Origin of the sequence: Streptomyces coeruleorubidus (assembly GCF_008705135.1) — a bacterium.
GTDB classification, from domain to species: domain Bacteria; phylum Actinomycetota; class Actinomycetes; order Streptomycetales; family Streptomycetaceae; genus Streptomyces; species Streptomyces coeruleofuscus.
Genome location: NZ_CP023694.1, coordinates 7,175,800 through 7,201,733 on the forward strand (window position 1 = coordinate 7,175,800; position 25,934 = coordinate 7,201,733).

Below are 25,934 nucleotides of genomic sequence, written 5' to 3' on the forward strand. Positions count from 1 at the left end.
ACCGGAAACCCAATTTCCGCAACGGCACCGGAGTGGCGATGCAGCACGGCAAGTACCGGTTCATCGTGGGCTTCCTCGCGCTGCCCCTGGGACTGTACGCGCTCTTCGTGATCTGGCCGTTCATCCAGTCCATTTACTACTCGTTCACGGACTGGACCGGCCTGAGTCCCGAATTCAAGATGGTCGGTTTCGACAACTACAACCGGATGCTCGACGACGAGATCTTCTGGAAGTCGTTGCAGCACAGCCTGCTGTTCGCGCTCCTGCTGCCGGTCGTGACGATCGGCCTGGCACTGTTCTTCGCCTTCATGATCAACGTAGGCGGCAGAAAGAGGAAGAACGGCCCGGTCGTTTCCGGCGTCCGCGGCTCCTCCTTCTACAAAATCGTCTACTTCTTCCCGCAGGTCCTCTCGATCGCCATCGTCGCGCTGCTGTTCGCGTTCGCGTACAACCCGGACAGCGGCGCGATCAACTCGGTCCTGCGCGGAATCGGCCTCGGCGACGTCCAGCCCCTGTGGCTCGGCGACCCCGACCTGGCGCTGTGGGCCGTGATGGCGGTGCTCGTCTGGTCCACGGTCGGCTTCTTCGTGGTCCTCTTCTCCGCCGGCATGGCCTCCATCCCGGCGGAGATGTACGAGGCGGCGCTCCTGGACGGCGCGAACCGGGTCACCACGTTCTTCCGCGTCACGCTGCCCCTGCTCTGGGACACCGTGCAGTCGGGCTGGGTCTACATGGGCATCCTCGCCCTGGGCGCCGAGTCGTTCGCGGTCGTGCAGATCATGACGACCGGGCCGGGCGGTCCCGACTACTCGACCACCGTCATGGTCCTGTACGTGTACCAGAAGGCGTTCCGTGACGGGCAGGCCGCCTACGCCACCACCATCGGTGTCGCCCTGCTCGTCGTCACGCTGGCCTTCGCCGCCGTGGTGATGCGGCTGGGCCGTCGCGAGCGGCTGGAGTACTGATCAGATGAAGACGACCGAAACCCCCGCTCCCCTCCCGGCCGAGTCCGGCGCGCCGATCACCAAGACGGACACGCCACCGCCGCGGCCCCCGAAGGAGAAGAAGGAGGGCACGGTCCTCAACGCCTTCTCCCACGGCATCCTCGTCATCTGGGCGTTCATGGTGGTGATGCCGCTGCTCTGGGCGGTCATGACGTCCTTCAAGGACGACCGATCGATCTTCTCCTCGCCCTGGTCACTGCCGGACACGCTGCACTTCGACAACTGGTCGCGGGCGTGGACCGAGGCCAACATGAGCGACTACTTCCTCAACACGGTCCTCGTGGTCGGCGGTTCCCTCGTCGGCACGCTCGTCCTCGGCTCCATGGCTGCCTACGTCCTGGCCCGTTTCGACTTCCCGGGCAACCGCTTCATCTACTACCTGTTCATCGGCGGCATGAGCTTCCCGATCATGCTGGCGCTGGTCCCGCTGTTCTACGTCGTGAACAACATGGGCCTGCTGAACACCATCCACGGCCTGATCCTCGTCTACATCGCCTACTCGCTGCCCTTCACGGTGTTCTTCCTGACGGCGTTCTTCCGCACGCTGCCGACCTCGATCGCCGAGGCGGCCTTCGTCGACGGCGCCTCGCACAGCCGGACGTTCTTCCAGATCATGCTGCCTATGGCCAAACCCGGCCTGATCAGCGTCGGCATCTTCAACTTCCTGGGCCAGTGGAACCAGTACATGCTCCCCACGGTCCTGAACACCGACCCCGACAAACGCGTCCTCACCCAGGGCCTCGTCCAGCTGGCGGTCAGCCAGGGCTACAAGGGCGACTGGTCGGGCCTCTTCGCGGGCCTGGTGATGGCGATGCTGCCGGTGCTCGCCGCGTACATCATCTTCCAGCGCCAGGTGGTGCAGGGGCTGACGGCGGGTGCGCTGAAGTAACGGCTGCCGGGTCCCAGTACCCGGGCACTCCCAGGTCCTCAAGGCACTGGAGTGGCGCGATCGCCCGCAGCTAGAGCGGCCACGACGCGCCCGGCCCCGACCCACCACACCCCGGCAGGCGCTACGCGCACCCCACCGAAGCAGCCCCAGGCCGCCGCAGGCACCCCGCCCGACCACCGGAGGTACGCGTCGCCCTCTGCAACCACATGCACACACCCTGAATCGGTTCAACCTCTTGACGGGAGGCGACCCGAACGGCTCAGCTTAGAGTTCACTAGTTGGACATTGACGGGGCCTCATCGAAGCGGCCCCGCGCGCAGGAGGTCGTCGTGGAGACTCCGGGGTCGCAGTCGTCGCTGCACCGAGCCAACCTGGAGCGGGTCGTACGAGCCGTGCGCCTGGCGGGCTCCCTCACCCAGGCCGAGATCGCGCGGACGACGGGCCTGTCCGCCGCGACGGTGTCCAACATCGTCCGGGAGTTGAAGGAAGGCGGCACGGTCGAGGTCACACCCACCTCGGCGGGCGGCCGCAGGGCCCGCAGCGTGTCCCTCAGCGGGGACGCCGGCATCGTCATAGGGGTCGACTTCGGCCACACCCACCTGCGCGTCGCCATCGGCAACCTCGCCCACCAGGTGCTCGCCGAAGAGTCCGAGCCACTCGACGTCGACGCCTCGTCGACCCAGGGCTTCGACCGGGCGGAACAGCTGGTCAGCCGCTTGATCGAGGCCACCGGCGTCGACCGGACCAAGATCGCCGGCGTCGGCCTCGGCGTGCCCGGCCCGATCGACGTGGAGTCCGGCACCCTCGGCTCGACCGCGATCCTCCCCGGCTGGACGGGGACGAAGCCCGCCGAGGAGCTCCACGGCCGCCTCGGCGTGCCCGTGCACGTGGACAACGACGCCAACCTCGGCGCCCTCGGCGAGATGGTCTGGGGCAGCGGCCGCGGCGTGCGCGACCTGGCGTACATCAAGGTCGCCAGCGGTGTCGGCGCGGGCTTGGTGATCAATGGCAAGATCTACCGCGGCCCGGGCGGTACCGCCGGAGAAATCGGACATATTACACTCGACGAATCCGGCCCCGTCTGCCGCTGCGGAAACCGCGGCTGCCTGGAGACCTTCGCGGCCGCGCGCTACGTGCTCCCGCTCCTCCAGTCCAGCCACGGCACCGACCTGACGATGGAAGGCGTCGTACGGCTCGCGCGGGACGGAGACCCGGGCTGCCGTCGGGTGATCGCCGACGTCGGCCGCCACATCGGCAGTGGAGTCGCCAATCTCTGCAACCTGCTGAACCCGAGCCGAGTGGTCCTCGGCGGTGATCTCGCCGAGGCCGGTGAGCTGGTGCTCGGGCCGATCCGGGAGTCCGTGGGCCGCTACGCCATTCCCAGTGCGGCACGCCAGCTTTCCGTTCTCCCCGGGGCTCTCGGCGGCCGTGCGGAGGTGCTCGGAGCGCTCGCGCTGGCCCTCAGCGAGATGGGCGATTCAACACTTTTGGACGGCACTGCCGTCGGGGCGCTGCAAGCGGCGACCCCTGCCTTCACTTAGAGAACGGATGGCACCGTTGCCATCTCGTTAAGGATTTACTTCTTGACGTCGCACGTGTGGCCGAGTTGACTTCCAGCCACCTCGGCCGCAATGTCGCGGCCTCGTCAGGGAGGTTTCTGAAGTGAACACGCGTATGCGTCGCGCCGCTGTTGCGATTGCCGCCGGTGCGATGGCCGTTTCGCTTGCTGCCTGTGGCAGCGCCAAGGAGTCGGGCGACAGCGCCGACTCCACCGGGTCCGCCAAGAAGGGCGACGACATCAAGGTCGGCCTGCTCCTTCCCGAGAACGCGACCGCCCGTTACGAGAAGTTCGACCGGCCGCTCATCGAGAAGAAGGTCAAGGAACTCACCAACGACAAGGGTGAGGTCGTCTACGCCAACGCCAAGCAGGACGCCAGCACGCAGAACCAGCAGGTCGACACGATGGTGACCAACAAGGTCGACGTGCTGATCGTGGACGCGGTGGACTCCAAGGCCATCGCCGGCTCGGTGAAGAAGGCCAAGGACGCGGGCATCCCCGTCGTCGCCTACGACCGCCTGGCCGAGGGCCCGATCGACGCCTACACCTCGTTCGACAACGAGACCGTCGGCAAGACCCAGGGCGAGGCCCTGCTGAAGGCCCTGGGCGACAAGGCCAAGGACGGCCAGATCGTCATGATGAACGGGTCGTCCACCGACCCGAACGCCGCCCAGTTCAAGAAGGGCGCCCACTCCGTCCTCGACGGCAAGGTGAAGGTCGGCCGCGAGTACGACACCAAGGAGTGGAAGCCGGAGAACGCCAACTCCAACATGGAGGGCGCCATCTCCGCCCTCGGCAAGGACAAGATCGTCGGCGTCTACTCCGCCAACGACGGCATGGCGGGCGGCATCATCACCGCCCTGAAGGCGGCCGGCATCGCCGACATCCCCGTCACCGGCCAGGACGCCGAACTCGCGGGCGTGCAGCGCATCGTCACCGGTGAGCAGTACATGAGCGTCTACAAGCCCTACCCGCAGGAGGCGGACGTCGCGGCCGAGATGGCCGTCGCCCTCGCCCAGGGCAAGTCGCTCGACTCGATCGCCAAGGACAAGGTCGACAGCCCGACCACCAAGGCCATCCCGTCCGTCCTGGTCCCGGTCGTCTCGCTGACCAAGGACAACATCAACGACACCGTCATCAAGGACGGCATCTACACCGTGAGCGAGATCTGCTCCGGCAAGTACAAGGCCGCCTGCGACAAGATCGGCCTCAAGTAGGCGATCGGGATCGGCCTCAAGTAGGCAATCGGTCTCAGGCAGGCAGTCGCCAGGTCCCTGAGGGAGTACGGGAGTCCGTGTCCGGACTCCCGCCACTCCCGTACGGGACCCGCTGCCCCGAGTTCCTCCGGCGCCCCGCCATACCAGCCCCGCAAGCTACGCGGGGCGCCGGAGTGATCACTCCTCCCACACTTCTGCACAACCTCCCGCCGGGTCAGGCGGCGAAGGAGATGGTTCACGTGTCCGCTACGCCCGTGCTGGCGTTGCGCGGGGTCTCCAAGCGGTTCGGTGCCGTACAGGCGCTCACCGACGTAGAGCTTGAGGTCCACGCCGGTGAGGTGGTCGCCCTGGTCGGCGACAACGGCGCCGGAAAGTCCACGCTGGTCAAGACGATCGCCGGCGTGCACCCCATCGATGAGGGCGTCATCGAATGGGACGGCAGGTCCGTCCAGATCAACAAACCGCACGACGCCCAGAACCTGGGCATCGCGACCGTCTACCAGGACCTCGCGCTGTGCGACAACATCGACGTCGTCGGCAACCTCTACCTGGGCCGGGAGATCCGCAAGCGCGGTGTCCTGGACGAGGTGGAGATGGAGCGCCGCTCCCGCGAGCTCCTCGACACGCTGTCGATCCGCATCCCCAGCGTCCGCATCCCGATCGCCTCGCTGTCCGGCGGCCAGCGCCAGACCGTGGCCATCGCCCGGTCCATGCTCGGCGAGCCCAAGCTGGTCATCCTCGACGAGCCCACCGCCGCCCTCGGCGTCGAGCAGACCGCGCAGGTCCTCGACCTGGTCGAGCGGCTGCGCGAGCGCGGCCACGCCGTGATCCTCATCAGCCACAACATGGCTGACGTCAAGGCCGTCGCGGACAAGGTCGCCGTACTGCGCCTCGGGCGCAACAACGGCATCTTCGAGGTCAAGTCGACCTCGCAGGAAGAGATCATCTCCGCCATCACCGGCGCCACCGACAACGCCGTGACCCGCCGTGCGGCGCGCACGAACGGGGAGGGTTCCAAGTGAGCATCGACAAGACCTCCGCGGCCACGGGAGCCCCCGAAGACCACGTCGTGGAGAACCCCGAGGCGGCCAAGGCGGCCGTGACGGTCGTCGACCCCCGGCTGCTGGTGCGCGAGCAGGGCCTCGCCGGCTACGTCACCGAGTTCAAGCGCAAGATGAAGTCCGGAGACCTGGGCTCCATCCCGGTCGTCATCGGCCTGGCGATCATCTGGATCATCTTCACGAGCCTGAACTCCAACTTCCTCACCGCGGGCAACCTGTCCGACATGTCCGTCGCCATGGTCGGCACGGGCATGATCGCCGTCGGCATCGTGTTCGTGCTGCTGCTGGGCGAGATCGACCTGTCGGTCGGCTCGGTCAGCGGTGTGGCGGGTGCGAGCTTCGCCGTGCTGAACGTCACCAACGGCATGAACGAGTGGCTCGCCTTCCTGCTGGCCATCGTCACCGGCACGGTCGCCGGCGCGCTGCACGGCTTCTTCTTCGCGAAGATCGGCGTTCCCGCGTTCGCCGTCACCCTGGCCGGACTGCTGTTCTGGAACGGCTTCATGCTCCAGATCCTGGGTGACAACGGCACGATCAACCTCGACCCGGACGGGGTCGTGGCCCAGCTGACCAGCTACTACTTCTCGGACGTGGCCGCCGCCTACGGGCTGGCCGCGGTGGTGACCGCAGGGTTCTTCCTCAGCTCCTTCCTGGGCAACCGGCGCCGGGAGGCAGCGGGGGTGCCGTCGCGGCCGCTGAGCGAGACCATCGTGCGGACGGTGCTGCTGGCGGTCGTCGCGTTCGCCGTCGCCATCGTCTTCAACCAGTACAAGGGCCTGCCGCTGGCCGTGGTAATCTTCATCGTGGTGTTGCTGGTCACGGACTTCGTGCTGCGGCGCACGGCGTACGGCCGGAAGGTGTTCGCGCTCGGTGGCAGCGTCGAGGCGTCGCGCCGGGCCGGTATCAACGTGGAGATGGTCCGGATCTCGGTCTTCGCGATCTCCGGGACGTTCGCGGCGGTCGGCGGTCTGTTCATCGCGTCGAAGATCGCCGCGGCGAACCAGGGTGCCGGTGGCGGTGACCTGCTGATGAACGCGATCGCCGCCGCGGTGATCGGCGGTACGTCGCTGTTCGGCGGTCGTGGGCGGACGTGGAACGCGCTGCTCGGTGTGCTGGTGATCGTGTCGATCCAGTACGGGCTCGCCCTGGAGGGCATCGCTTCTCCCGTGCAGTACATGATCACCGGTGGTGTGCTGTTGGCCACGGTGGTGATCGACGCGGTGACGCGCAAGACGCAGAAGACCGCAGGGCGCGCGTAGCTCCGAAGAACATGACCGTGCCCGGCACCGTGAGTGCCGGGCACAGTCATGTCGTAGGTGTGGCACAACTTGGGTACAGCCGAACGCGTGACGTACGACGCATGGCCTCGGCGTCGCCCGCGAAGGCGGAACATTAGACTCGACAAGCCCGGCAACAGCTCTACTGCAAGGAGGCACGGGTGCCGCTGCTGACCCGTATCAGGGGACCGCGCGATCTGGACCGGCTCAGCCTGGAGGAGCTGAACCAGCTGGCGGAGGAGATCCGGACCTTCCTTGTCGAAGCGGTCTCCAAGACCGGCGGTCACCTCGGCCCCAACCTCGGCGTGGTGGAGCTCACCATCGCCCTGCACCGGGTCTTCGAATCGCCCAAGGACAAGGTGCTCTGGGACACCGGACACCAGTCCTACGTGCACAAGCTCCTCACCGGCCGTCAGGACTTCTCCAAGCTGAAGATGAAGGGCGGCCTGTCCGGCTACCCCTCGCAGGCCGAGTCCGAGCACGACATCATCGAGAACTCGCACGCCTCGACCGTCCTCGGCTGGGCCGACGGCATCGCCAAGGCCAACGAGCTCCTCGAGCGCGACAGCCACGTCGTCGCCGTGATCGGTGACGGCGCGCTGACCGGCGGCATGGCCTGGGAGGCGCTGAACAACATCGCCGACGCCAAGGACCGGCCCCTCGTCATCGTCGTCAACGACAACGAGCGGTCCTACGCGCCGACCATCGGCGGTCTCGCCAACCACCTCGCGACGCTGCGGACGACGGACGGCTACGAGCGGTTCCTCGCCCGCACCAAGGAGGTGCTGGAGCGCACCCCCGTCGTCGGACGGCCGCTCTACGGCACCCTGCACGGCGCCAAGAAGGGCCTGAAGGACTTCATCGCCCCGCAGGGCATGTTCGAGGACCTCGGCCTGAAGTACGTCGGCCCGATCGACGGACACGACCTGGAGGCCCTGGAGTCCGCGCTCGCGCGGGCCAAGCGGTTCGGCGGGCCGGTCATCGTGCACTGCCTCACCGAGAAGGGCCGCGGCTACCAGCCCGCCCTCCAGGACGAGGCCGACCGCTTCCACGCCGTCGGCAAGATCCACCCCGACACGGGCCTGCCGATCGCCTCCTCCGGCGCCGACTGGACGTCCGTGTTCGGCGAGGAGATGGTCAAGCTCGGCGAGGAGCGCGAGGACATCGTCGCCATCACCGCCGCCATGCTCCAGCCGGTGGGCCTGGACAGGTTCGCCAAGCGCTTCCCCGAACGGGTCTACGACGTCGGCATCGCCGAGCAGCACGGCGCCGTGTCCGCGGCGGGCCTGGCGACGGGCGGTGTGCACCCGGTGTTCGCGGTGTACGCCACGTTCCTCAACCGCGCCTTCGACCAGGTGCTGATGGACGTGGCCCTGCACAAGTGCGGGGTGACCTTCGTCCTGGACCGGGCCGGTGTCACCGGCACGGACGGGGCGTCCCACAACGGCATGTGGGACATGTCGATCCTCCAGGTCGTGCCGGGGCTGCGGCTGGCCGCGCCGCGTGACGCCGACCAGGTCCGTGCCCAACTGCGCGAGGCCGTCGCGGTCGATGACGCGCCGACCGTGGTCCGCTTCTCCAAGGGCGCCGTCGGTCCCGCCGTTCCCGCCGTGGGCCGCGTCGGCGGCATGGACGTGCTGCGCGAGCCCGGCACCGACCGGCCCGATGTGCTGCTGGTCTCCGTCGGCGCCCTCGCGCCGATGTGCCTGGAGATCGCCGGTCTGCTCGACAAGCAGGGCATCTCCACCACCGTCGTCGACCCGCGCTGGGTCAAACCCGTCGACGAGGCCATGGCCCCGCTCGCCGAGCGGCACCGCGTGGTCGTCACCGTCGAGGACAACAGCCGGGTCGGTGGTGTCGGTTCGGCGATCGCGCAGGCGCTGCGTGACGCGGGCGTCGACGTGCCGCTGCGCGACTTCGGCATCCCGCCGCGCTTCCTCGACCACGCCTCGCGCGCCGAGGTCATGGCCGAGATCGGCCTCACGGCACCGGACATCGCCCGGCAGGTGACCGGGCTGGTCGCCAAGCTGGACGGCCTCCCCCACTCTCGGCTGCGCTCGAGCGGGGGGACCCCCACCGAGCACTCCGCGGCCGACGCCGTCGACTCCGTGGAACCCGCGCGCGACTGACACCGCTGAATGGGCCGGTTCGACCACCGTGAAGGGTGGTGGAACCGGCCCATTGGCGTGAATGCGTCCGTGCCGGGGCATACGGATGGTGCCCCCTCTCGATCATGTCGAGGACGACAAGCGTGGGAGGTACCCCGTGAGCAGTACCCTCTTCCGGACGAAGAAGGTCGAGCAGTCCATCCTCGACACCGAGGAGCCAGAGCACGCGCTCAAGAAATCCTTGTCCGCGCTGGATCTGACCGTCTTCGGCGTCGGCGTGATCATCGGCACCGGCATCTTCGTCCTCACCGGAACGGTCGCGAAGAACAACGCCGGTCCCGCGACGGCTCTGGCGTTCGTCGCGGCCGGCGTCGCCTGCGCCCTGGCCGCTCTCTGTTACGCCGAGTTCGCGTCGACGGTCCCGGTCGCCGGGTCCGCCTACACGTTCTCGTACGCCTCCCTCGGTGAACTGTCCGCCTGGATCATCGGCTGGGACCTGGTTCTGGAGTTCGCACTCGGTACGGCGGTGGTGGCCGTCGGCTGGTCGGGCTACATCCAGTCGCTCATGGACAACGCGGGCTGGGCGATGCCCGCGGCCCTGGGCAGCAGAGAGGGCTCCGACGTCTTCGGCTTCGACCTCCTCGCCGCCGCGCTCGTCCTCGTTCTCACGGGCATCCTCGTCCTCGGCATGAAGCTGTCCGCGCGGATCACGTCGATCGTCGTCGCCATCAAGGTGACGGTCGTCCTCGTCGTGATCATTGCGGGCGCGTTCCTGATCAAGGGCGAGAACTACGACCCGTTCATCCCGAAGGAGCAGCCCGTGGAGGCCGGGGCGAGTCTCGACTCCCCGCTGATCCAGCTCATGTTCGGCTGGGCGCCCTCCAACTTCGGCGTGATGGGCATCTTCACCGCCGCGTCGGTCGTGTTCTTCGCGTTCATCGGCTTCGACGTCGTGGCCACGGCGGCGGAGGAGACCCGGAACCCGCAGCGCGACATGCCGCGCGGCATCCTCGGCTCGCTGTTCATCTGCACCGCGCTGTACGTCGCCGTGTCGATCGTCGTCACGGGTATGCAGCACTACAGCCGGCTGTCCGTCGACGCGCCGCTCGCCGACGCGTTCAAGGCCACCGGGCATCCCTGGTACGCGGGATTCATCAGCTTCGGCGCCGCGGTCGGTCTGACGACGGTGTGCATGATCCTGCTGCTCGGGCAGACCCGGGTGTTCTTCGCGATGAGCCGCGACGGGCTGCTGCCCCGCTTCTTCTCCCGCGTCCACCCGCGGTTCAAGACCCCGCACCGGCCGACCATCCTGCTCGGCGTGGTCATCGCAATCCTGGCCGGTTTCACTCCGCTGACGGAGCTCGCCGCCCTGGTGAACATCGGCACGCTGTTCGCCTTCGTGGTCGTCGCGATCGGCGTGGTCATCCTGCGTCGGACCCGTCCCGACCTGCCCCGGTCCTTCCGCACCCCCTGGGTGCCGGTCATCCCGATCCTGTCGGTGTGCGCCTCGCTGTGGCTGATGATCAACCTGCCCGCCGAGACGTGGGTGCGGTTCGGCATCTGGATGGCCGCCGGGTTCGTCGTGTACTTCCTGTACGGCCGCACACACAGCCGCCTCGCGAAGGGCGAGGAGACAAGGCCCGAGCAGACGCTCTAGCCGCCGGCGGTCGGGCGGGGTGCCTGCGGCGGCCTGTGCGGCTTCGGTGGGGGTGCGTGTAGGTGAGCTGCGGGCAGTCGTGCCTCCCCCAGTGCCTTAAGGGCCTGGGAGGTACCCCCAGGGCGGCACGGGTGGGCGCAGCGGCACCCCGTTCCGCCGGGCTGCGGACCCACCCCGCCCCGGCAGGAGTTGGCGGCACCCCGCAACGCCGGGTTGCGACACAGCCCGCCCCGGCAGAAACGCCCCCGCACCTACGGCCGTACCGACCGCGGTCCCGTCACCTCCGCCCCCAGCTCCCCGACCCGCCTCCGTAGCTCCCGGTCCGCCGTGACCACCAGAACCGGACGCGCACCCGCCCCCGCGACCACGTCCACGATGTGGTCGTCGCCACTGCCCGCCGCCGACTCCACCCGCACCCCGGCCACGGACTCCACCCCCCGCGCCGCCCCCTCCACCACGAGCACGACCTCCACCGGCCCGTCCACCCCCGGCACCCCGTCCGACGCCAACCGGTCCCGCAACCGCTCCGCCGCCCCCTTCCGGTCGCGCCACCAGCCGTCGGGCACCGAGCCGACGACGTTCGCGGCGTCGACGACGACAAGCAGGGGAGCGTTGCTGTTCATGTGGCCAGGGTCGCACGGCGGATCTCGGCCAGGCAGGGGCGGGCGCGGCGGCCGGCCACCCCGCCCGCGTAAAGTGAACTGGTGAACGGCGACTGGCTCATCCGCGGCCGCGACGGCCGCCTCACCGTCTACCTGCCCTCCGGCGACGCCGTCCTGTGCCGTGCGGAACGCGGCCCCGCCGGCTCCTGGGACGCACCCCGAACCGTCGGCGGCACCCAGAAGCTGCACCCGGGTGTCGCGGTCGGCCAGGGTGCCGACGGCTACGCCCATCTGGCCGCCTGGCGGCCCACCGTGCCGGGCGAGTCGGGACTCGTGCACTCCACCCACTTCCGGCCCCGGCTCGCGCCCCTGGACTGGGTCCCGATCGGCCACCCTGACAAGAAGGGCGACCGGACGGGCCCGCCGGCCGTCGCCGTGGACTCCGCGGGGCGCGCCTACGTCTTCGTCCGCAACAACGGCGGCGGGGTGAGCCTGCGCAACCAGAAGGTGAAGGGCGGCTGGGGGCCCTGGCAGAACCTGGAGGGGCACGACGTCGAGGGGGAGTTGGCCGCGGTGACGGGGGAGTCGGGGATGGTCGAGGTGTACGCGTCCGGGCCGGGTGGGATCGTGCACTGGCGGCAGGAGGAACACGGAAAGACGCCGGTGCGGACCGAGGGCGTGGAGGTGGCGGTCCGGGCGGGGACGCTCCGGGCCCTTTCCACGTCCGCCGAGCACACCACCCTCTTCTTCACGGACGTCTCCGGCGACCTGTGCGCCTGGCGCCCGGGGGAGAAGCCGGTGACGCTCATCGCCTCCGCCGGGCCGGGGTCCGTGTCCGCCGTGCGCTGTGAGATCGAGGGGCACGACTGCACCGTGCTCGCCCAGCGGTCGTCGAGCGGCCGGGTCGCCTTCGCCGCCTATCCGACCGAACTGGAGTCCGCCGGGGCCTGGTGGACCGAGTCAGGCCCCCAACTGCCCGCCGACGCCACGGTGTCGCTGGCGCTCGACGAGCACGACGAGGTCGTCGCGGCCTCCCTCTCCCCGTCGACCGGGAAGCTGCTGCTCACCCGCCGCAAGGACGAGCCGGGGCTCGCGCTGGAGGCCTGGCGGGAGATCTGACATCCCGTTCCTTATGAGGCTCTCGTCGCTTTCGAGACAGCACGTGTGCCGAGGGTTGTCCGGATGTGTGCGTGACGAGATGCACCTCGGGTGAACATGGTCAAGAGGTGTAGGTCTTGTTAACCTCCTCGCACTGTTCGATTTGCTGGGGGGCCGGTTGTCGCTGCGTCTGGCCGGGGCCGCGGCAACGGGGTTGGGGAATGATGTCGTGAGCAGATCCTCCACGGTGGATCTTGTCGTTGTCGGACTCGGTTACGTGGGGCTTCCGTTGGCCCGGTCCGCGGCCGCGGCGGGCCTGAAGGTGGTCGGTCTCGACCGCAGCCGACGGGTGGTCGACGATCTGAACGCCGGCCGCTCGCACGTGGACGACATCACCGACTCCGACGTGCGCGGCATGCTGGAGCGGGGCTTCGAGGCCACCGACCGGGCCGCGGTCATCGCCGACGCCGCCGCGGTCGTGGTGTGTGTGCCGACGCCGCTCACCGACCACGGCGCTCCGGACCTCGGCGCGGTGCACGCCGCCGTGGACGACATCGCCGCCCATCTCCGGGCCGGTACGCTCGTGGTGCTGGAGTCGACGACGTACCCGGGCACCACCGACGAGGTCGTCAGGCCCCGTCTGGAGGCCGGCGGGCTGCGCGTCGGCGTCGACTTCCACCTCGCCTTCTCCCCGGAGCGCATCGACCCGGGCAACGCCTCCTACGGGCTGGAGAACACGCCCAAGGTCGTCGGCGGCAGCACGGCCGACTGCACCAAGGCCGCCCGCGCCCTCTACGAGCGTTTCGTGCACCGGGTCGTCGAGGCCAAGGGCACCCGCGAGGCCGAGATGGCCAAGCTGCTGGAGAACACCTACCGGCACGTCAACATCGCGCTCGTCAACGAGATGTCGATGTTCTGCCGGGAGATCGGTGTCGACCTGTGGGACGCGATCCGGTGCGCGTCGACGAAGCCGTTCGGGTTCGCGCCCTTCCACCCCGGCCCCGGCGTCGGCGGGCACTGCATCCCGATCGACCCCAACTACCTGTCGTACAAGGTCCGTTCGCTGGGCATCCCGTTCCGGTTCGTGGAACTGGCACAGGAGATCAACCAGCGGATGCCCGTGCACGTCGTCAACCGGGCGGCCGACCTCCTCAACGACCAGGGCAAGGCCGTGCGCGGCTCGCGTGTCCTGCTGCTCGGCGTGACCTACAAGCCGGACATCTCCGACCAGCGCGAGAGCCCGGCGACACCCGTCGCGGAGAACCTGCTCGCGCGCGGTGCCGAACTCGTCTACTTCGATCCGCGGGTCGAGGACTGGCACGTCGGCGATGTGCCCGTCGAGCGTGCCGTCGACTACCTCGCCGCCGCCGAGGCCGCCGACCTCACCATCCTGCTCCAGCCGCACCGCGAGATCGACCTGGACGTGCTCGCCGACCGGGCCCGGGCGCTCTTCGACACCCGGGGCAGGTCCGCCGATCACCCGCGGGTGGTCAAGCTGTGACAGCCGAGGACACGTACATACCCGGGGCCGTCGACTCCGGCGGCCGTCGCGCGCACCGCAAACGGCGGCACCTGAAGGTCTCGTACTTCGTCTTCCTGTGCCTGGCCGCGCTCATCGCGACCCGGCTCGACGCCGGTTCGCTGCACCTGTACTCCATGGGTGCCATGGGCCTGCTGTCCCTGAAGATGTTCGGCGCCCTCTTCTACCGTCCGGCCAAGGCCGGGCGGGAGGAACTGGAGTACCTGGAGAACGCCTGGGTCACCGCGGTCATCCCGATCTACAACGAGGACCCGGTGATGTTCGAGCAGGGCATGCGCAGCCTCCTCGCGCAGAGCCGGCTGCCGAACGAGATCCACATCATCGACGACGCCAGCGCCGACGCCTCCGGCATCCGCGCGGCGAAGAAGATGCGCCGCGAGTTCGAGGCCAAGGGCGTCAAGTACACCGTCAGCGTGCAGCCCGAGAACAAGGGCAAGCGCGAGGCGCTCGCGCTGGGCTTCGAGGCCGCGCCGTACTCCGACATCTTCCTGTGCGTCGACTCGGACACCGTGCTGTCCCGGGACACCGTGCGCGAACTGCTGCTGCCGCTGGCCGACGAGAAGATCATGGCCTCCACCGGCATGGTGCTGGCGCTCAACCACGACAGCAACATCTTCACCCGCCTCCAGGACCTGCGCTACGGCAACTCCTTCCTCTTCGAGCGGGCCGCCTACTCCCGGCTGAAGTCGGTCCTGTGCTGCTGCGGCGCGCTCTCCGCGTACCGCGGCACGCTGGTGCGCAAGTACCTGCCGGACTTCCTCAACCAGCAGTTCCTGGGCAAGCCGGCCGTCTTCGGCGACGACCGCCGCATGACCAACTACTGCCTGATGGAAGGCCAGGTCGTCTTCCAGGAGACGGCCGTCGGCTACACCGCCGTCCCCGAGAAGCTGCCGCACTTCCTGCGCCAGCAGGTCCGCTGGAACAAGTCCTTCTTCCGCGAGTCCCTGTGGGCGTTCCGGCACCAGAAGAAGTACCGGCCCGCCTTCTGGCTGACCTGCATGGAACTCGCGCTGTGGCTGGTCTTCGGCTCGGCGATGTTCTACTCGATGGTCGTCCTGCCCATCATCAAGCCCGAGCAGTTCGTCCACCACATCGGCGACTACCTGATCTTCATGGTGCTGATGGGCTATCTGCGCAATGTGCGCTACCTCGACTTCCCGCGCCGGGGCATGGGCTTCGTCAAGCGGTTCGGCATGTTCCTGCTCGCGCCGGTCTACGGCGTGATCCAGCTGACCCTGCTGACCCCGCTGCGGTTCTACGCCCTGTTCACGCTGCACAAGGGCAGTTGGGGCACCCGCCAGGGCGGTGTCGAGGTGTCCGTGGCCGGTGACCACGAGTCCGAGGTGACGGAGATCTTCGAGGAAGAGGACCCGTACTCCGACAAGAAGGTCACCGAGACGCTCCAGCTCATGCGTCTGGAGGGCGTGGCCCTGCGCACCCGGCCCCGCCCGTCCGGCGGCATCCCGGCCCAGCCGCAGCCCATCCCGGGCTACGACGAGGAGCAGCACGCGGCCGTCCCGCAGCAGCGCGTGAGCTGGGGGACGCCGGAACCGGCCGGTCAGCAGCAGTGGCAGGGCGGCTACGACGGTTACCGCGACCCGTACCAGCAGCAGTACCCGGGCCAGGGCCACGACCCCCGGCAGGGCGGATACCCGCACCCGGACCCCTCCTGGCAGCAGGGCCCGGGCCAGGGACAGGGATACGGGCAGGGCGGCGGCTGGTAGCCCGTGTCCGTGAGACGGGCATGAGAGAGGGGCGGCCGGGGGGCCGCCCCTCTCTCATGTGTCCGGTCTCATGTGTCCGGGCCTCAGGTGTACGAGGCCATCGCCTCCTCGACCGTCAGCACCGGGATGTCCCGGTCGTCGATCGCCTTCATCAGCGTCTCCAGGCCCGCCTTGCCGATCTCGGTGCTCGTCGCCGGGGCGCCCTCGGTGACCTTGTGCAGACAGAGGATCAGCCAGTCACCGCTGTTCACACAGCGGTCGAGCCGGCCGCCCGCGCCCGTCAGCTTCGACAGCGCCGTACCGCCGATGCCGGTGCCGTCGTTGATGCCGGTCAGCGCCTTGAGACGGTACGGCATCGCCGGGGCGAACGACTCGATCGTCTCGGAGATGATCGACCGGGCCGTGGTGAAGTGCCGGCTCGCGATCTGGTCGACCGGGACACCGTCGGTCGTCTTCTGGAACGCGCCGTGCGGATAGGCGAAGTGCTCGCTGGTGAAGCCGTTGGACACCAGCCACTCGCGCAGCTTCCGGAAGTCGTCGTCGGCCTCCTCGGCGGTGAGCTTGGGATAGCTCGCCGTGTGGACGGCGTTCGCGTACGAGTGGCCCGCCATCTCCCAGCCGGAGAAGTCCTGCATCGAGCGCATCTGGTTGAGCGTCAGGAAGTTGCCCGTGCCGATGGCGTCGGCGATGTTGTAGACCGTGCCGGGGAAGCCGTAGCGGTCCATGACCGGACGGGCCAGGTCGTGGATCGACTTGTGGGAGTCGTCGAAGGTGATCGAGACGACGCCCTTGGGGAAGACCGAGACGGTGTCCGGTATCAGCTCGACGGCCTGGAGCCGGTACGTCACCGGGCCGCCCGCGTTGTCGTACACGGCGAACGACATGTCGGTGAAGCCGGTCTTGGTGGACGGCTTGCCGTCGGCGCCGATGGAGTACGTGCCGGCCGCCGCGTTGACGTCGGCCCACTGGAGGTGGACCGTCACCCACTCCCCGGACTGGACGTAGTTGGCCGCCGTCTTGGAGTGGGTGTGCAAGGTCCAGGCGAAGTGGTTCGCGAGGGAGCCGCTGCCCAGGTAGAAGACCATCTTGGCCAGGTTCGTCACGTCGTCGACGCGGAACACGAGCCGGATCATCTTGCCGCTCATGCTCACGGAGGGCATGCCGGTCTTGCGGACGTAGGACTGCTTGCCGCTGCCGTTCGTGGTCACCCGGACCGACTGGGTGCCGCGCACGAAGACGGACTTGTCGTTCGCCTCGGCCGACGCGGTGCCCGCGCCCCCCGGCGTCCAGCCGTGGGAGGCCTGGAACTGCTGGGACCAGCTCGCCCTGCGGTACTTGGGGCGGCGGCCGGAGGGGGCGTAGAGGGGAGGCGTGGAGAGGCCTCCGATGGCCCCCTCGGCGGCCGGCGCGGCGGCGGGCTGTGCCACCACCTGGCCCAGCCACGCGCCGCCGCCGGCCATCGCGACGCCTCCTGTGCCACCCATCAGCAGCGCGGAACGCCGGCTCACCACCGGCTTGTTCTCCGCAGCCTCGGCAGCGTGCCTGTGGGCGTTGGACCGCCTTTTCCTCACCGGGACTCCCGAACCGTGTCGAAGTAGTTCATTCCCTGGCCGGTGAAGTCCTCGACCGCGGACCGGACTTCCTTCACCGACAGGGATTCGTTCGCGTTGTAGTAGAGCCAGTCGATCTTCATGTCCCACGCGCGGTCGCCCTTGAACGGCAGATCCACGAACCAGTGGTTGAAGTTCACGGACATTCCGGAGCGCGGGGCGTACTTGCCGTCGCTGGAGAAGAGCTTCTCGCCGTCCATGCGGTAGGTGACGAGGTCGCCCTCGACGGTGATCATCATGGTGTGCCAGCCGTCGAGGCTCTTGCCGGTCGTCCTGTAGACGCGGTCGTTGCTCTCGTGGTCGTACCAGGAGACGGTGTCGAGCTTGGGACCGGGGCGGCCCCAGCCGCCGTTCGGCATGTACTCGTTGTCGAGCTCGCTGTACTTCGTGCCGCTGCCGCCGATCGTGTAGAAGGTCTGGTTGACGTGGTCGCCGCCCTCGCCCTTCGCCGGATCGTCGCTGAAGTGGATACGGGCCGCGTAGGTGCCGTCGCGGAACTCGCCGCTCCGGGTGCCCAGACTCGCCTGCTTCGTGCCCGACCTGGTGCCGTCCGTGCTCGCCCGCAGGTTGAGCACCGGGCCGTCGCGCAGGGCGCCCTGGGCGGTGGGGAAACTGACGTTCTCCGCCGCCCAGGTGTTCTCGATGCCGGGGCCGCCCTTGCTGGTGCGGACCAGCCAGCCGTGCTTGAACAGAGCCGGGTCCTTGGGGCCCTGGTAGCTGAAGTCGTCGAACAGCACCCCGGCCGGGGGCGCCGGCACCGCGTCGGGTGCGGCCTTCGCCGAGGCCTTCTTCTCGTCGCTCGCCTTGGTGCCGTCCGGCTCCTCACCCCAGGCGAGGACGCCCCGCTTGTACGCGGTGACCTTCTCCGCCTCCTTGTAGGACGTCATCTCCGCGTCGAAGGAGCGGTCGTCGGACTGCTTCAGCCGCTTGTGGTCGGTGCGGAAGAGCTGGAGGTCGATGCCCTTGCTGTTGGCGCCCGGCTTCAGGCTGCCCGCGCCGGCCGTGAACCTGACCTCCAGGTAGTGGTCGGCGGTGTCGGTCGCCTTGTCCATGGCGACGACCCGGCCGGCGACGTGCGAGCAGCCGAAGGCGGCGTTGACGCAGTTGAAGGCGTACGACGAGGGGCCCGGGGCGCCGTCGGCCGTGAAGTAGTACCGGAGCGTCACATCGCTCAACGGCAGTGCCTTCTCGGTGTCGTTGAAGACCTCGAACGACGGCTTGGCCGCCGCGGCCGTGGCCGGAGTGCCGGTCCGGTAGCGGACCTTGAGCTCGGGCGGGTCCGGGTTCGCCGCCTTCCACACGGGATACAGCGCCGTGCCGCCGGCGGCGACCACCGCCACCAGGAGCAGGAGCCTGACCTTGGGCCAAACCCGGCGTCGGGGTGGTCGGCGGCGGGAGGACGCCACGGAGGACTCCTTCGAGGACACCCGGCGGTCTCCGGTGGAGACCGTCAGAGCCAGGTAAACAATGGTCGGATTGTGTGAGGATCCTATCCGTGGGCCCATGCAGAAGGGGGGCGGGGCATCCGGATCGTTACCGGTCGCCCCACCCCCCTCAGGGGTTACGTGTTACGCGGGGACGCTCGCCACGCCCTGCGCCAGGAACCTCTTGCCGTTGACCCGCTCGGAGACACCCTCGCGGTCCAGGTACGGCGTGATGCCGCCCAGGTGGAACGGCCAGCCGGCGCCCGTGATCAGGCACAGGTCGATGTCCTGCGCCTCGGCGACGACGCCCTCGTCGAGCATGAGCCCGATCTCCTGCGCCACCGCGTCGAGCACCCGCTCGCGGACCTGCTCCTCCGTCAGGACGCTGTCGCCCTGCTTCAGCAGCGCCGCGACCTCCGGGTCCAGCTCCGGCTTGCCGCTGTCGTAGACGTAGAAGCCGCGCTTGCCCGCCTCGACGACCGCCTTGAGGTTCGGGGAGACCGTGAAGCGGTCCGGGAACGCCTTGTTGAGCGTCTCGGAGACGTGCAGGCCGATCGCCGGGCCGACCAGCTCCAGCAGGACCAGAGGGGACATCGGCAGACCGAGCGGCTCGACGCCCTTTTCGGCGACCTCGACGGGGGTGCCCTCGTCGATGATGTTCTGGATCTCGCCCATGAAGCGGGTCAGGATGCGGTTCACGACGAACGCCGGGGCGTCCTTGGTGAGGACCGCGGTCTTCTTCAGCTTCTTGGCGACGGCGAAGGCCGTGGCCAGGGAGGCGTCGTCGGTCTTCTCGCCGCGCACGATCTCCAGCAGGGGGAGGACCGCGACCGGGTTGAAGAAGTGGAAGCCGACGACCCGCTCGGGGTTCTTCAGCTTCGACGCCATCTCCGAGACGGAGAGGGAGGAGGTGTTCGTCGCGAAGATGGCGTGCGCCGGGGCGACCGCCTCGACCTCCGCGAACACCTTCTGCTTGACGCCCATCTCCTCGAACACGGCCTCGATGATGAAGTCCGCGTCCGCGAAGCCCTCGGCCTTGTCCAGGACGCCGGTCACCAGCGCCTTGAGGCGGTTGGCCTTGTCCTGGTTGATGCGGCCCTTGCCGAGCAGCTTGTCGATCTCGGCGTGGACGTAGCCCACACCCTTGTCGACGCGCTCCTGGTCGATGTCGGTCAGCACGACCGGCACCTCCAGGCGGCGCAGGAACAGCAGCGCGAGCTGACTGGCCATCAGACCGGCGCCGACGACACCCACCTTGGTGACCGGGCGGGCCAGGTTCTTGTCCGGGGCACCGGCCGGGCGCTTGTCGCGCTTCTGCACCAGGTTGAAGGCGTAGATGCCGGCCCGCAGTTCGCCGCCCATGATCAGGTCGGCGAGCGCCTTGTCCTCGGCGTCGTAGCCCTGCTGGAGGTCGCCGTTCTTGGCCGCGGCGATGATGTCCAGCGCGCGGTAGGCGGCCGGAGCGGCGCCGTGCACCTTGGAGTCCGCGATGAAACGGCCCTTGGCGACGGCCTGGTCCCAGCCCTCGCCGCGGTCGATCACCGGGCGCTCGACCTCGATCTCGCCCTTGAGGACGGACGCGGTCCAGATCAGCGACTGCTCCAGGAAGTCCGCGCCCTCGAAGATCGCGTCCGCGATCCCGAGCTCGTAGACCTGCTTGCCCTTGAGCTGCTTGTTCTGGTTGAGGCTGTTCTCGATGATCACCGAGACGGCCTTGTCGGCGCCGATCAGGTTCGGCAGCAGCGTGCAGCCGCCCCAGCCCGGGACCAGGCCGAGGAACACCTCGGGGAGCGAGAACGCCGGGAGGGCTGCGGAGACGGTCCGGTAGGAGCAGTGCAGACCGACCTCGACGCCACCGCCCATCGCGGCGCCGTTGTAGTACGCGAAGGTCGGCACGGCCAGCTTGGACAGCCGCTTGAAGACCTCGTGGCCGCCCTTGCCGATGGCGAGGGCGTGCTCGTGCTCCTTGAGGATCTCCACGCCCTTGAGGTCGGCGCCGACCGCGAAGATGAACGGCTTGCCGGTGATGCCGACGCCGACGATCTCGCTGTCCGCGGCCTCCTTCTCGACCTGGTCGATGGCGGCGTTGAGGTTCGCCAGCGAGGCCGGGCCGAAGGTGGTCGGCTTGGTGTGGTCCAGGCCGTTGTCGAGGGTGATGAGGGCGAAGCGCCCGGCACCCGCGGGGAGGTCGAAGTGGCGTACGTGCGCCTGCGTGACGACCTCGTCCGGGAACAGCTCGGAAGCCTGCTTCAGAAGCTCGGCGGTGGTGCTCACTTGTCCCCCTCGAAGTGCGGGTTCTCCCAGATGACCGTTGCGCCCATGCCGAAGCCGACGCACATGGTGGTCAGGCCGTAGCGGACGTGCGGCTGCTCCTCGAACTGGCGGGCCAGCTGCGTCATCAGACGGACGCCGGAGGAGGCCAGCGGGTGGCCGAAGGCGATGGCGCCACCGTACTGGTTGACGCGCTCGTCGTCGTCGGCGATGCCGTAGTGGTCGAGGAAGGCCAGCACCTGGACGGCGAAGGCCTCGTTGATCTCGAACAGGCCGATGTCGGAGATCGACAGACCGGCCTGGGCCAGCGCCTTCTCCGTCGCCGGGATCGGTCCGTAGCCCATGACCTCCGGCTCGACGCCCGCGAAGGAGTAGGAGACCAGGCGCATCTTCACGGGGAGGTCGTTCTCCCGCGCGAAGTCCTCGGAGGCGATGAGCGAGGCCGTGGCGCCGTCGTTCAGACCGGCCGCGTTACCGGCGGTGACCCGGCCGTGCACACGGAACGGGGTCTTCAGGCCCTGGAGGTTCTCCAGCGTCGTGCCCGGGCGCATCGGCTCGTCGGCGGTGACCAGGCCCCAGCCCGTCTCACCGGCCTCGGGGGAGGTGCGGCGCACCGAGACCGGCACCAGGTCGGCCTGGATCTTGCCGTTGGCGTACGCCTTGGCGGCCTTCTCCTGGGAGCGCACGGCGTACTCGTCGGCGCGCAGCTTGGTGATCTGCGGGTAACGGTCGTGCAGGTTCTCCGCGGTCATGCCCATGAACAGGGCCGACTCGTCGACCAGCTTCTCGCTGACGAAGCGCGGGTTCGGGTCGACGCCCTCGCCCATGGGGTGGCGGCCCATGTGCTCGACACCGCCGGCGATGGCGACGTCGTAGGCACCGAAGGCGACGGAACCGGCGACCGTGGTCACGGCCGTCAGGGCGCCCGCGCACATGCGGTCGATGGAGTAACCCGGGACGGACTGCGGCAGGCCGGCGAGGATCCCCGCGGTACGGCCGATGGTGAGGCCCTGGTCGCCGATCTGGGTGGTCGCGGCGATGGCGACCTCGTCGATCTTCTTCGGGTCGAGACCGGGGTTGCGGCGCAGCAGCTCCCGGATCGCCTTCACGACGAGGTCGTCGGCACGGGTCTCGTGGTAGATGCCCTTCGGGCCCGCCTTGCCGAACGGGGTGCGGACGCCGTCTACGAAGACGACGTCCCTGACGGTACGAGGCACGATGGCTCTCCTCCAGGGTCCAGGACGCTGAGCGCTTGCTCATCCCATGCTACTTATGAGTAACGTAGCTGCCCAGTCCTGACATGGCGAGCGGTGAACGTCACATCTCACCGAGGTGGCGCTGTGGACCCTCTCGGCGTCAGCACCGGAGTCGGCACCGGATGCGACCCGGCCGCTTCGTCCCCGGTGATCACCCCGAACAACGTCCGAGCCACCTCCGCTCCAAAACCGTGCACGTCATGACTCATCGCCGACAAGGTCGGATGCGTCAGCCGGCACAGCTGCGAGTCGTCCCACGCCAGCAGCGACACGTCCTCCGGCACCCGCAACCCCATCTCCGCCGCCACCGACAACCCCGCCACCGCCATGATGTCGTTGTCGTACACGATCGCCGTCGGCCGGTCCGGCGGCGCGGCCGTCAGCAGCGACCGCGTCGCCCGCGCCCCCGCGTCGCCCGAGAAGTCGGTCGCGACCTGCCACGCCCCGGCCAGCGCCAGCGCCCCCGCCGCCTCGTCGAACGCGGCCGTCCGGATGGCCGTGTGCCCGAGGGCCGCCGCCCCGCCCACCCGGGCGATCCGCCGGTGCCCCAGCGCCGCCAGATACCGCACCGCCTCCGTCACGGCCGTCGCGTCGTCGGTCCACACGGAGGTGAGCCCTCCGGTCAGCGAGGGATGCCCCACGGCGACCACCGGCAGCCCGAGCCGCTCCACCAGGCCCACCCGGGGATCGTCGGCCCGGAAGTCGACCAGGATCGACCCGCCGATCTGCCGCCCACGCCACCAGGACGCCTGGACCCCCACCTCCTCGTCCAGATTCCGTACGAGTCTCAGCAGCAGGGAACAGGAGTGCTCGGCCAGGACGCTCTCCACGCCCGAGACGAACTCCATGTACCAGGGTTCGAGCCCGAGCACCCGGGCCGGCCGGCACACCGCCAGCCCCACCACGTCCACGCGCGAACCGGCCAGCGTCCGCGCCGTGAGGTTCGGCGCCCAGCCCAGCTCCCGCGCCGCCCGGAAGATCCGGTCCCGGGTCGACTCCGACAGGCCGGGCTTGTGGTTGAAGGCGAGCGAGACGGCACCCTTGGACACGCCGGCGCGCGCGGCGACGTCCTTGATGGTGACGCGGGGGGTCGGCGCTGCCGTCATCGGGTGGGCTCCACGCAGTACAGGGCCGAACGGACGCTCTCCACGTCCGGAGTCTTCCAGCCGCGCACCCCGATGGTCACCTCTTCGCCCGGCAGCAGCGTGACCAGCCCCCGCTCCGCCCGCGCCCCCGGATCCAGCCGGTCGGCCTGGAGCAGCAGGTCCCGGACCAGGGTGCGGGCGGTGACGATGATGCCGCCCGGGGCGAGCGCGACGTCGAACCGGGGGGCGGGGTAAAGGACTTCACGGTCCGGCACCGGGAAGTACAAGGCCCGCAACCTGCCCGGATCCGCGCCCCCGCCCGCTGCCCCGCCCGCGTTCCCGCCCGCATCCGCGACGAGGAACTCCTTCGGCCCGGCCGGCGTCAGCTCGCGCGGGACGTTCACACGTGCCACGCTCCGCCCCCCGGCCGTCACCTCCACCGCCACCTGCCCCAGCACCTCGCCCTCGACGGACATCCGCCGCAGGGTCACCGTCGCCGTCCAGTCCCCGGCGGCCTGGTTGACGGCGGCCAGCACCAGCCCGCCGTCCCGCGCCTGGAGCGTCAGCAGCCGGTCCGCGTACAGCCGCTTCAGCTCGTGGTACAGCGGCTTCTCCCGCCCGTCCCCGTCGACCGCCGCCCAGGAGGTCACCGGCCAGCAGTCGTTGAGCTGCCAGACGACCGTGCCCGCGCACACCGGCCAGTGCGACCGCCAGTGCTCGATCCCGGCGGCGACCGCACGCGCCTGGTTGACCTGCATCAGGTAGTGCCAGCGGTCGAAGTCCCCGTCCGGCACGGCGAAATGCCGCGCCAGCCCCCGCTCCAGCTTCCCGTTGCCGTCGTCGGCCTTCTGGTGGTGCAGCATGCCGGGGGAGTCCGGCGCGAGCTCCTCCCCGGGCAGCGCACGCCGCAGCGTGGCGTACGCGGGCGGCGCCTGCCAGCCGAACTCGGCGACGAACCGGGGCACGCTCAACCGGTAGTCGGCGTAGTCCTCACGGTTCCACACCTCCCAGGAGTGGTGCGTGCCGTGCGCCGGATCGTTGGGATGCCGGTCCCACGAGCCGGACCAGGGACTCCCCGCCGTGTACGGCCGCGTCGGATCCAACTCGGCCACCACGCGCGGCAGTACGCCCAGGTAGTACCCCTCGCCCCAGGAGTCCCCGGCCAGCCGCGGCTCCCAGCCCCAGTCCCGGAAGCCCCACAGGTTCTCGTTGTTGCCGTTCCACAGCACCAGCGACGGATGCGGCATCAGCCGTACGACGTTCTCCCGCGCCTCGGCCTCCACCTCACCCCGCAGCGGCTGTTCCTCCGGGTAGGCCGCGCACGCGAACGGGAAGTCCTGCCAGACCAGGAGCCCGAGTTCGTCGCAGGCGTCGTAGAAGTCCTCGCTCTCGTAGATCCCGCCGCCCCAGACCCGTACGAGGTCCACGCCCGCCCGGGCCGCCTGCTCCAGCCGCTCCCGGTAGCGCTCGCGGGTGATCCGGGACGGGAAGACGTCGTCGGGGATCCAGTTGACGCCCCGGGCGAAGAGCCGCTCGCCGTTGACGACGAGCGTGAAGCCGGTGCCGTGCGCGTCGGACCGTTGATCCAGTTCCACGGTCCGGAAGCCGACCCGCCGGCGCCACACGTCCAGCGTGTCCTCGCCGTGCAGCAGCCGCAACTCCACGTCGTACAACGGCTGTTCGCCGTAACCGCGCGGCCACCACAGCCGGACGTCCGGCACGCGGAGCCGTACCACCCCGCCCGTCCCGTCGATCTCCGCCCGGGCCCGCACTCCGCCCACCGTCGCCTCCAGGGCGAGCGGCGCCTCGACCCGGGTCCTCTCGATGTCCACGGCCAACTCGACGACCCCCACGCCCCCGTCGACGGTGACCAGCGGACGCACCCGGGCGATCCGGGCCGTCGACCAGTGTTCCAGGCGCACCGGCCGCCAGATCCCGGCCGTCACCAGGGTCGGCCCCCAGTCCCAGCCGAAGGAGCAGGCCATCTTGCGCAGGTACTGGTAGGGCTCGGCGTAGGCGGCGGGCCGCTCGCCCAGCCGTCCCCGCACGGCCTCGGCCTCGGCGTAGGCGGAGACGAACCGCACGGACAGCCGCCCGGACAGCCCCGTCACGTCGAACCGGTACGAGCGGTGCATGTTCCGCACCTTGCCCAGCAGCCGTCCGTCCAGGGAGATCTCGGCGACGGTGTCGAGCCCGTCGAAGACCAGGTCGGTCTGCTCCCGCGCGGACGCCCCGGTGAGCTCGCGCTCGTACGTCCAGTCCCGGCGCCCCACCCACGCCACCTCGGACTCGCCCAGGCCCAGGAACGGGTCCGGAATCACCCCGGCCGCCATCAGGTCGGTGTGCACGCAGCCCGGCACCGAGGCCGGGAGCGCGTCCGGCTCGTGCCGCAGGATCCATCCGTCGCCGAGCGGTGTGGCCTCCAGCATGCGCACTCCCTTAACCGGTTCAGTGATGAGTCGAGTACAGGTTTCGCATCGTTGGCGGGAATGGGACTTTACCGGTTGAGGAAAGCGCTGTCAGAGTGCCGAACCAGCCATACCGCACGTGCTC

Annotated in this window: 18 protein-coding genes; 11 read left to right on the plus strand and 7 right to left on the minus strand. The window is 69.3% G+C overall.

Features of this window, described 5'->3' with window-relative positions:
- Window positions 1–38 precede the first annotated feature (38 nt).
- The 8 genes from CP976_RS33145 (at window position 39) to CP976_RS33180 (ending at window position 10,771) form a co-directional block, all read left to right on the plus strand.
- On the plus strand, window positions 39–965 hold the full coding sequence (locus CP976_RS33145) for a carbohydrate ABC transporter permease (protein WP_150483604.1): 927 nt from the start codon (window positions 39–41) through the stop codon (window positions 963–965).
- A gap of 4 nt (window positions 966–969) precedes the next feature.
- Window positions 970–1,893: a carbohydrate ABC transporter permease gene (locus CP976_RS33150; protein WP_150483605.1), complete on the plus strand. Its 924-nt coding sequence runs from the start codon at window positions 970–972 to the stop codon at window positions 1,891–1,893.
- Window positions 1,894–2,222: 329 nt separating this feature from the next.
- Complete coding sequence (locus CP976_RS33155) at window positions 2,223–3,434, plus strand: ROK family transcriptional regulator (protein ID WP_150483606.1); 1,212 nt, start codon at window positions 2,223–2,225, stop codon at window positions 3,432–3,434.
- A gap of 133 nt (window positions 3,435–3,567) precedes the next feature.
- On the plus strand, window positions 3,568–4,668 hold the full coding sequence (locus CP976_RS33160) for an ABC transporter substrate-binding protein (protein ID WP_167537590.1): 1,101 nt from the start codon (window positions 3,568–3,570) through the stop codon (window positions 4,666–4,668).
- Between the two features lie 230 nt (window positions 4,669–4,898).
- Window positions 4,899–5,690, plus strand: a complete 792-nt coding sequence (locus tag CP976_RS33165) for an ATP-binding cassette domain-containing protein (RefSeq protein WP_086854987.1) — start codon at window positions 4,899–4,901, stop codon at window positions 5,688–5,690.
- Window positions 5,687–6,988: a sugar ABC transporter permease gene (locus CP976_RS33170; RefSeq protein WP_086854988.1), complete on the plus strand. Its 1,302-nt coding sequence runs from the start codon at window positions 5,687–5,689 to the stop codon at window positions 6,986–6,988. The genes CP976_RS33165 and CP976_RS33170 overlap by 4 nt, the downstream gene beginning before the upstream one ends.
- A 179-nt stretch (window positions 6,989–7,167) precedes the next feature.
- Window positions 7,168–9,135, plus strand: a complete 1,968-nt coding sequence (gene dxs, locus CP976_RS33175; protein ID WP_150483608.1) for a 1-deoxy-D-xylulose-5-phosphate synthase — start codon at window positions 7,168–7,170, stop codon at window positions 9,133–9,135.
- 136 nt (window positions 9,136–9,271) lie between these two features.
- The gene (locus tag CP976_RS33180; RefSeq protein WP_150483609.1) at window positions 9,272–10,771 is read left to right on the plus strand and encodes an amino acid permease; all 1,500 of its coding nucleotides are present in this window, start codon (window positions 9,272–9,274) and stop codon (window positions 10,769–10,771) included.
- Between the two features lie 251 nt (window positions 10,772–11,022).
- On the opposite strand, the gene CP976_RS33190 is transcribed toward CP976_RS33180, so the two are convergent.
- Window positions 11,023–11,394: a PIN domain-containing protein gene (locus tag CP976_RS33190; protein ID WP_150483611.1), complete on the minus strand. Its 372-nt coding sequence runs from the start codon at window positions 11,392–11,394 to the stop codon at window positions 11,023–11,025.
- A gap of 81 nt (window positions 11,395–11,475) precedes the next feature.
- Here CP976_RS33190 and CP976_RS33195 point away from each other — a divergent pair, with 81 nt between their 5' ends.
- The 3 genes from CP976_RS33195 (at window position 11,476) to CP976_RS33205 (ending at window position 15,735) form a co-directional block, all read left to right on the plus strand.
- Complete coding sequence (locus tag CP976_RS33195) at window positions 11,476–12,492, plus strand: PLL family lectin (RefSeq protein ID WP_150483612.1); 1,017 nt, start codon at window positions 11,476–11,478, stop codon at window positions 12,490–12,492.
- A 208-nt stretch (window positions 12,493–12,700) separates the two neighbouring features.
- Window positions 12,701–13,972, plus strand: a complete 1,272-nt coding sequence (locus tag CP976_RS33200) for a nucleotide sugar dehydrogenase (protein WP_150483613.1) — start codon at window positions 12,701–12,703, stop codon at window positions 13,970–13,972.
- The gene (locus CP976_RS33205; RefSeq protein WP_150483614.1) at window positions 13,969–15,735 is read left to right on the plus strand and encodes a glycosyltransferase; all 1,767 of its coding nucleotides are present in this window, start codon (window positions 13,969–13,971) and stop codon (window positions 15,733–15,735) included. Before CP976_RS33200 ends, CP976_RS33205 begins: the two co-directional genes overlap by 4 nt.
- 83 nt (window positions 15,736–15,818) lie before the next feature.
- On the opposite strand, the gene CP976_RS33210 is transcribed toward CP976_RS33205, so the two are convergent.
- The 6 genes from CP976_RS33210 to CP976_RS33235 all read right to left on the minus strand — a co-directional run bounded on the left by CP976_RS33210 (window position 15,819) and on the right by CP976_RS33235 (window position 25,810).
- Window positions 15,819–17,243 (minus strand): polysaccharide deacetylase family protein, encoded by a 1,425-nt coding sequence (locus CP976_RS33210; protein WP_229875312.1) that lies wholly within the window; start codon window positions 17,241–17,243, stop codon window positions 15,819–15,821.
- 59 nt (window positions 17,244–17,302) lie between these two features.
- Window positions 17,303–18,751: a cellulose binding domain-containing protein gene (locus CP976_RS33215; RefSeq protein WP_150483615.1), complete on the minus strand. Its 1,449-nt coding sequence runs from the start codon at window positions 18,749–18,751 to the stop codon at window positions 17,303–17,305.
- A 162-nt stretch (window positions 18,752–18,913) separates the two neighbouring features.
- Window positions 18,914–21,043, minus strand: a complete 2,130-nt coding sequence (locus tag CP976_RS33220) for a 3-hydroxyacyl-CoA dehydrogenase NAD-binding domain-containing protein (RefSeq protein ID WP_150483616.1) — start codon at window positions 21,041–21,043, stop codon at window positions 18,914–18,916.
- Window positions 21,040–22,257: a thiolase family protein gene (locus CP976_RS33225; RefSeq protein ID WP_150483617.1), complete on the minus strand. Its 1,218-nt coding sequence runs from the start codon at window positions 22,255–22,257 to the stop codon at window positions 21,040–21,042. The genes CP976_RS33220 and CP976_RS33225 overlap by 4 nt, the downstream gene beginning before the upstream one ends.
- A 107-nt stretch (window positions 22,258–22,364) precedes the next feature.
- Window positions 22,365–23,402, minus strand: coding sequence for a LacI family DNA-binding transcriptional regulator (locus CP976_RS33230; RefSeq protein WP_150483618.1), 1,038 nt, complete (start codon window positions 23,400–23,402; stop codon window positions 22,365–22,367).
- Window positions 23,399–25,810 (minus strand): glycoside hydrolase family 2 protein, encoded by a 2,412-nt coding sequence (locus CP976_RS33235; protein WP_150483619.1) that lies wholly within the window; start codon window positions 25,808–25,810, stop codon window positions 23,399–23,401. Before CP976_RS33235 ends, CP976_RS33230 begins: the two co-directional genes overlap by 4 nt.
- Window positions 25,811–25,934: the final 124 nt, after the last annotated feature.

What these genes read in the sequence shown, in the direction of transcription:
- CP976_RS33150 (WP_150483605.1), top strand. Translation starts at nt 970, where the DNA reads ATGAAGACGACCGAAACCCCCGCTCCCCTCCCGGCCGAGTCCGGCGCG.
- CP976_RS33145 (WP_150483604.1), top strand. Translation starts at nt 39, where the DNA reads ATGCAGCACGGCAAGTACCGGTTCATCGTGGGCTTCCTCGCGCTGCCC.
- CP976_RS33235 (WP_150483619.1), bottom strand. Translation starts at nt 25,810, where the DNA reads ATGCTGGAGGCCACACCGCTCGGCGACGGATGGATCCTGCGGCACGAG.
- CP976_RS33190 (WP_150483611.1), bottom strand. Translation starts at nt 11,394, where the DNA reads ATGAACAGCAACGCTCCCCTGCTTGTCGTCGTCGACGCCGCGAACGTC.
- CP976_RS33165 (WP_086854987.1), top strand. Translation starts at nt 4,899, where the DNA reads ATGGTTCACGTGTCCGCTACGCCCGTGCTGGCGTTGCGCGGGGTCTCC.
- CP976_RS33160 (WP_167537590.1), top strand. Translation starts at nt 3,568, where the DNA reads ATGCGTCGCGCCGCTGTTGCGATTGCCGCCGGTGCGATGGCCGTTTCG.
- CP976_RS33230 (WP_150483618.1), bottom strand. Translation starts at nt 23,402, where the DNA reads ATGACGGCAGCGCCGACCCCCCGCGTCACCATCAAGGACGTCGCCGCG.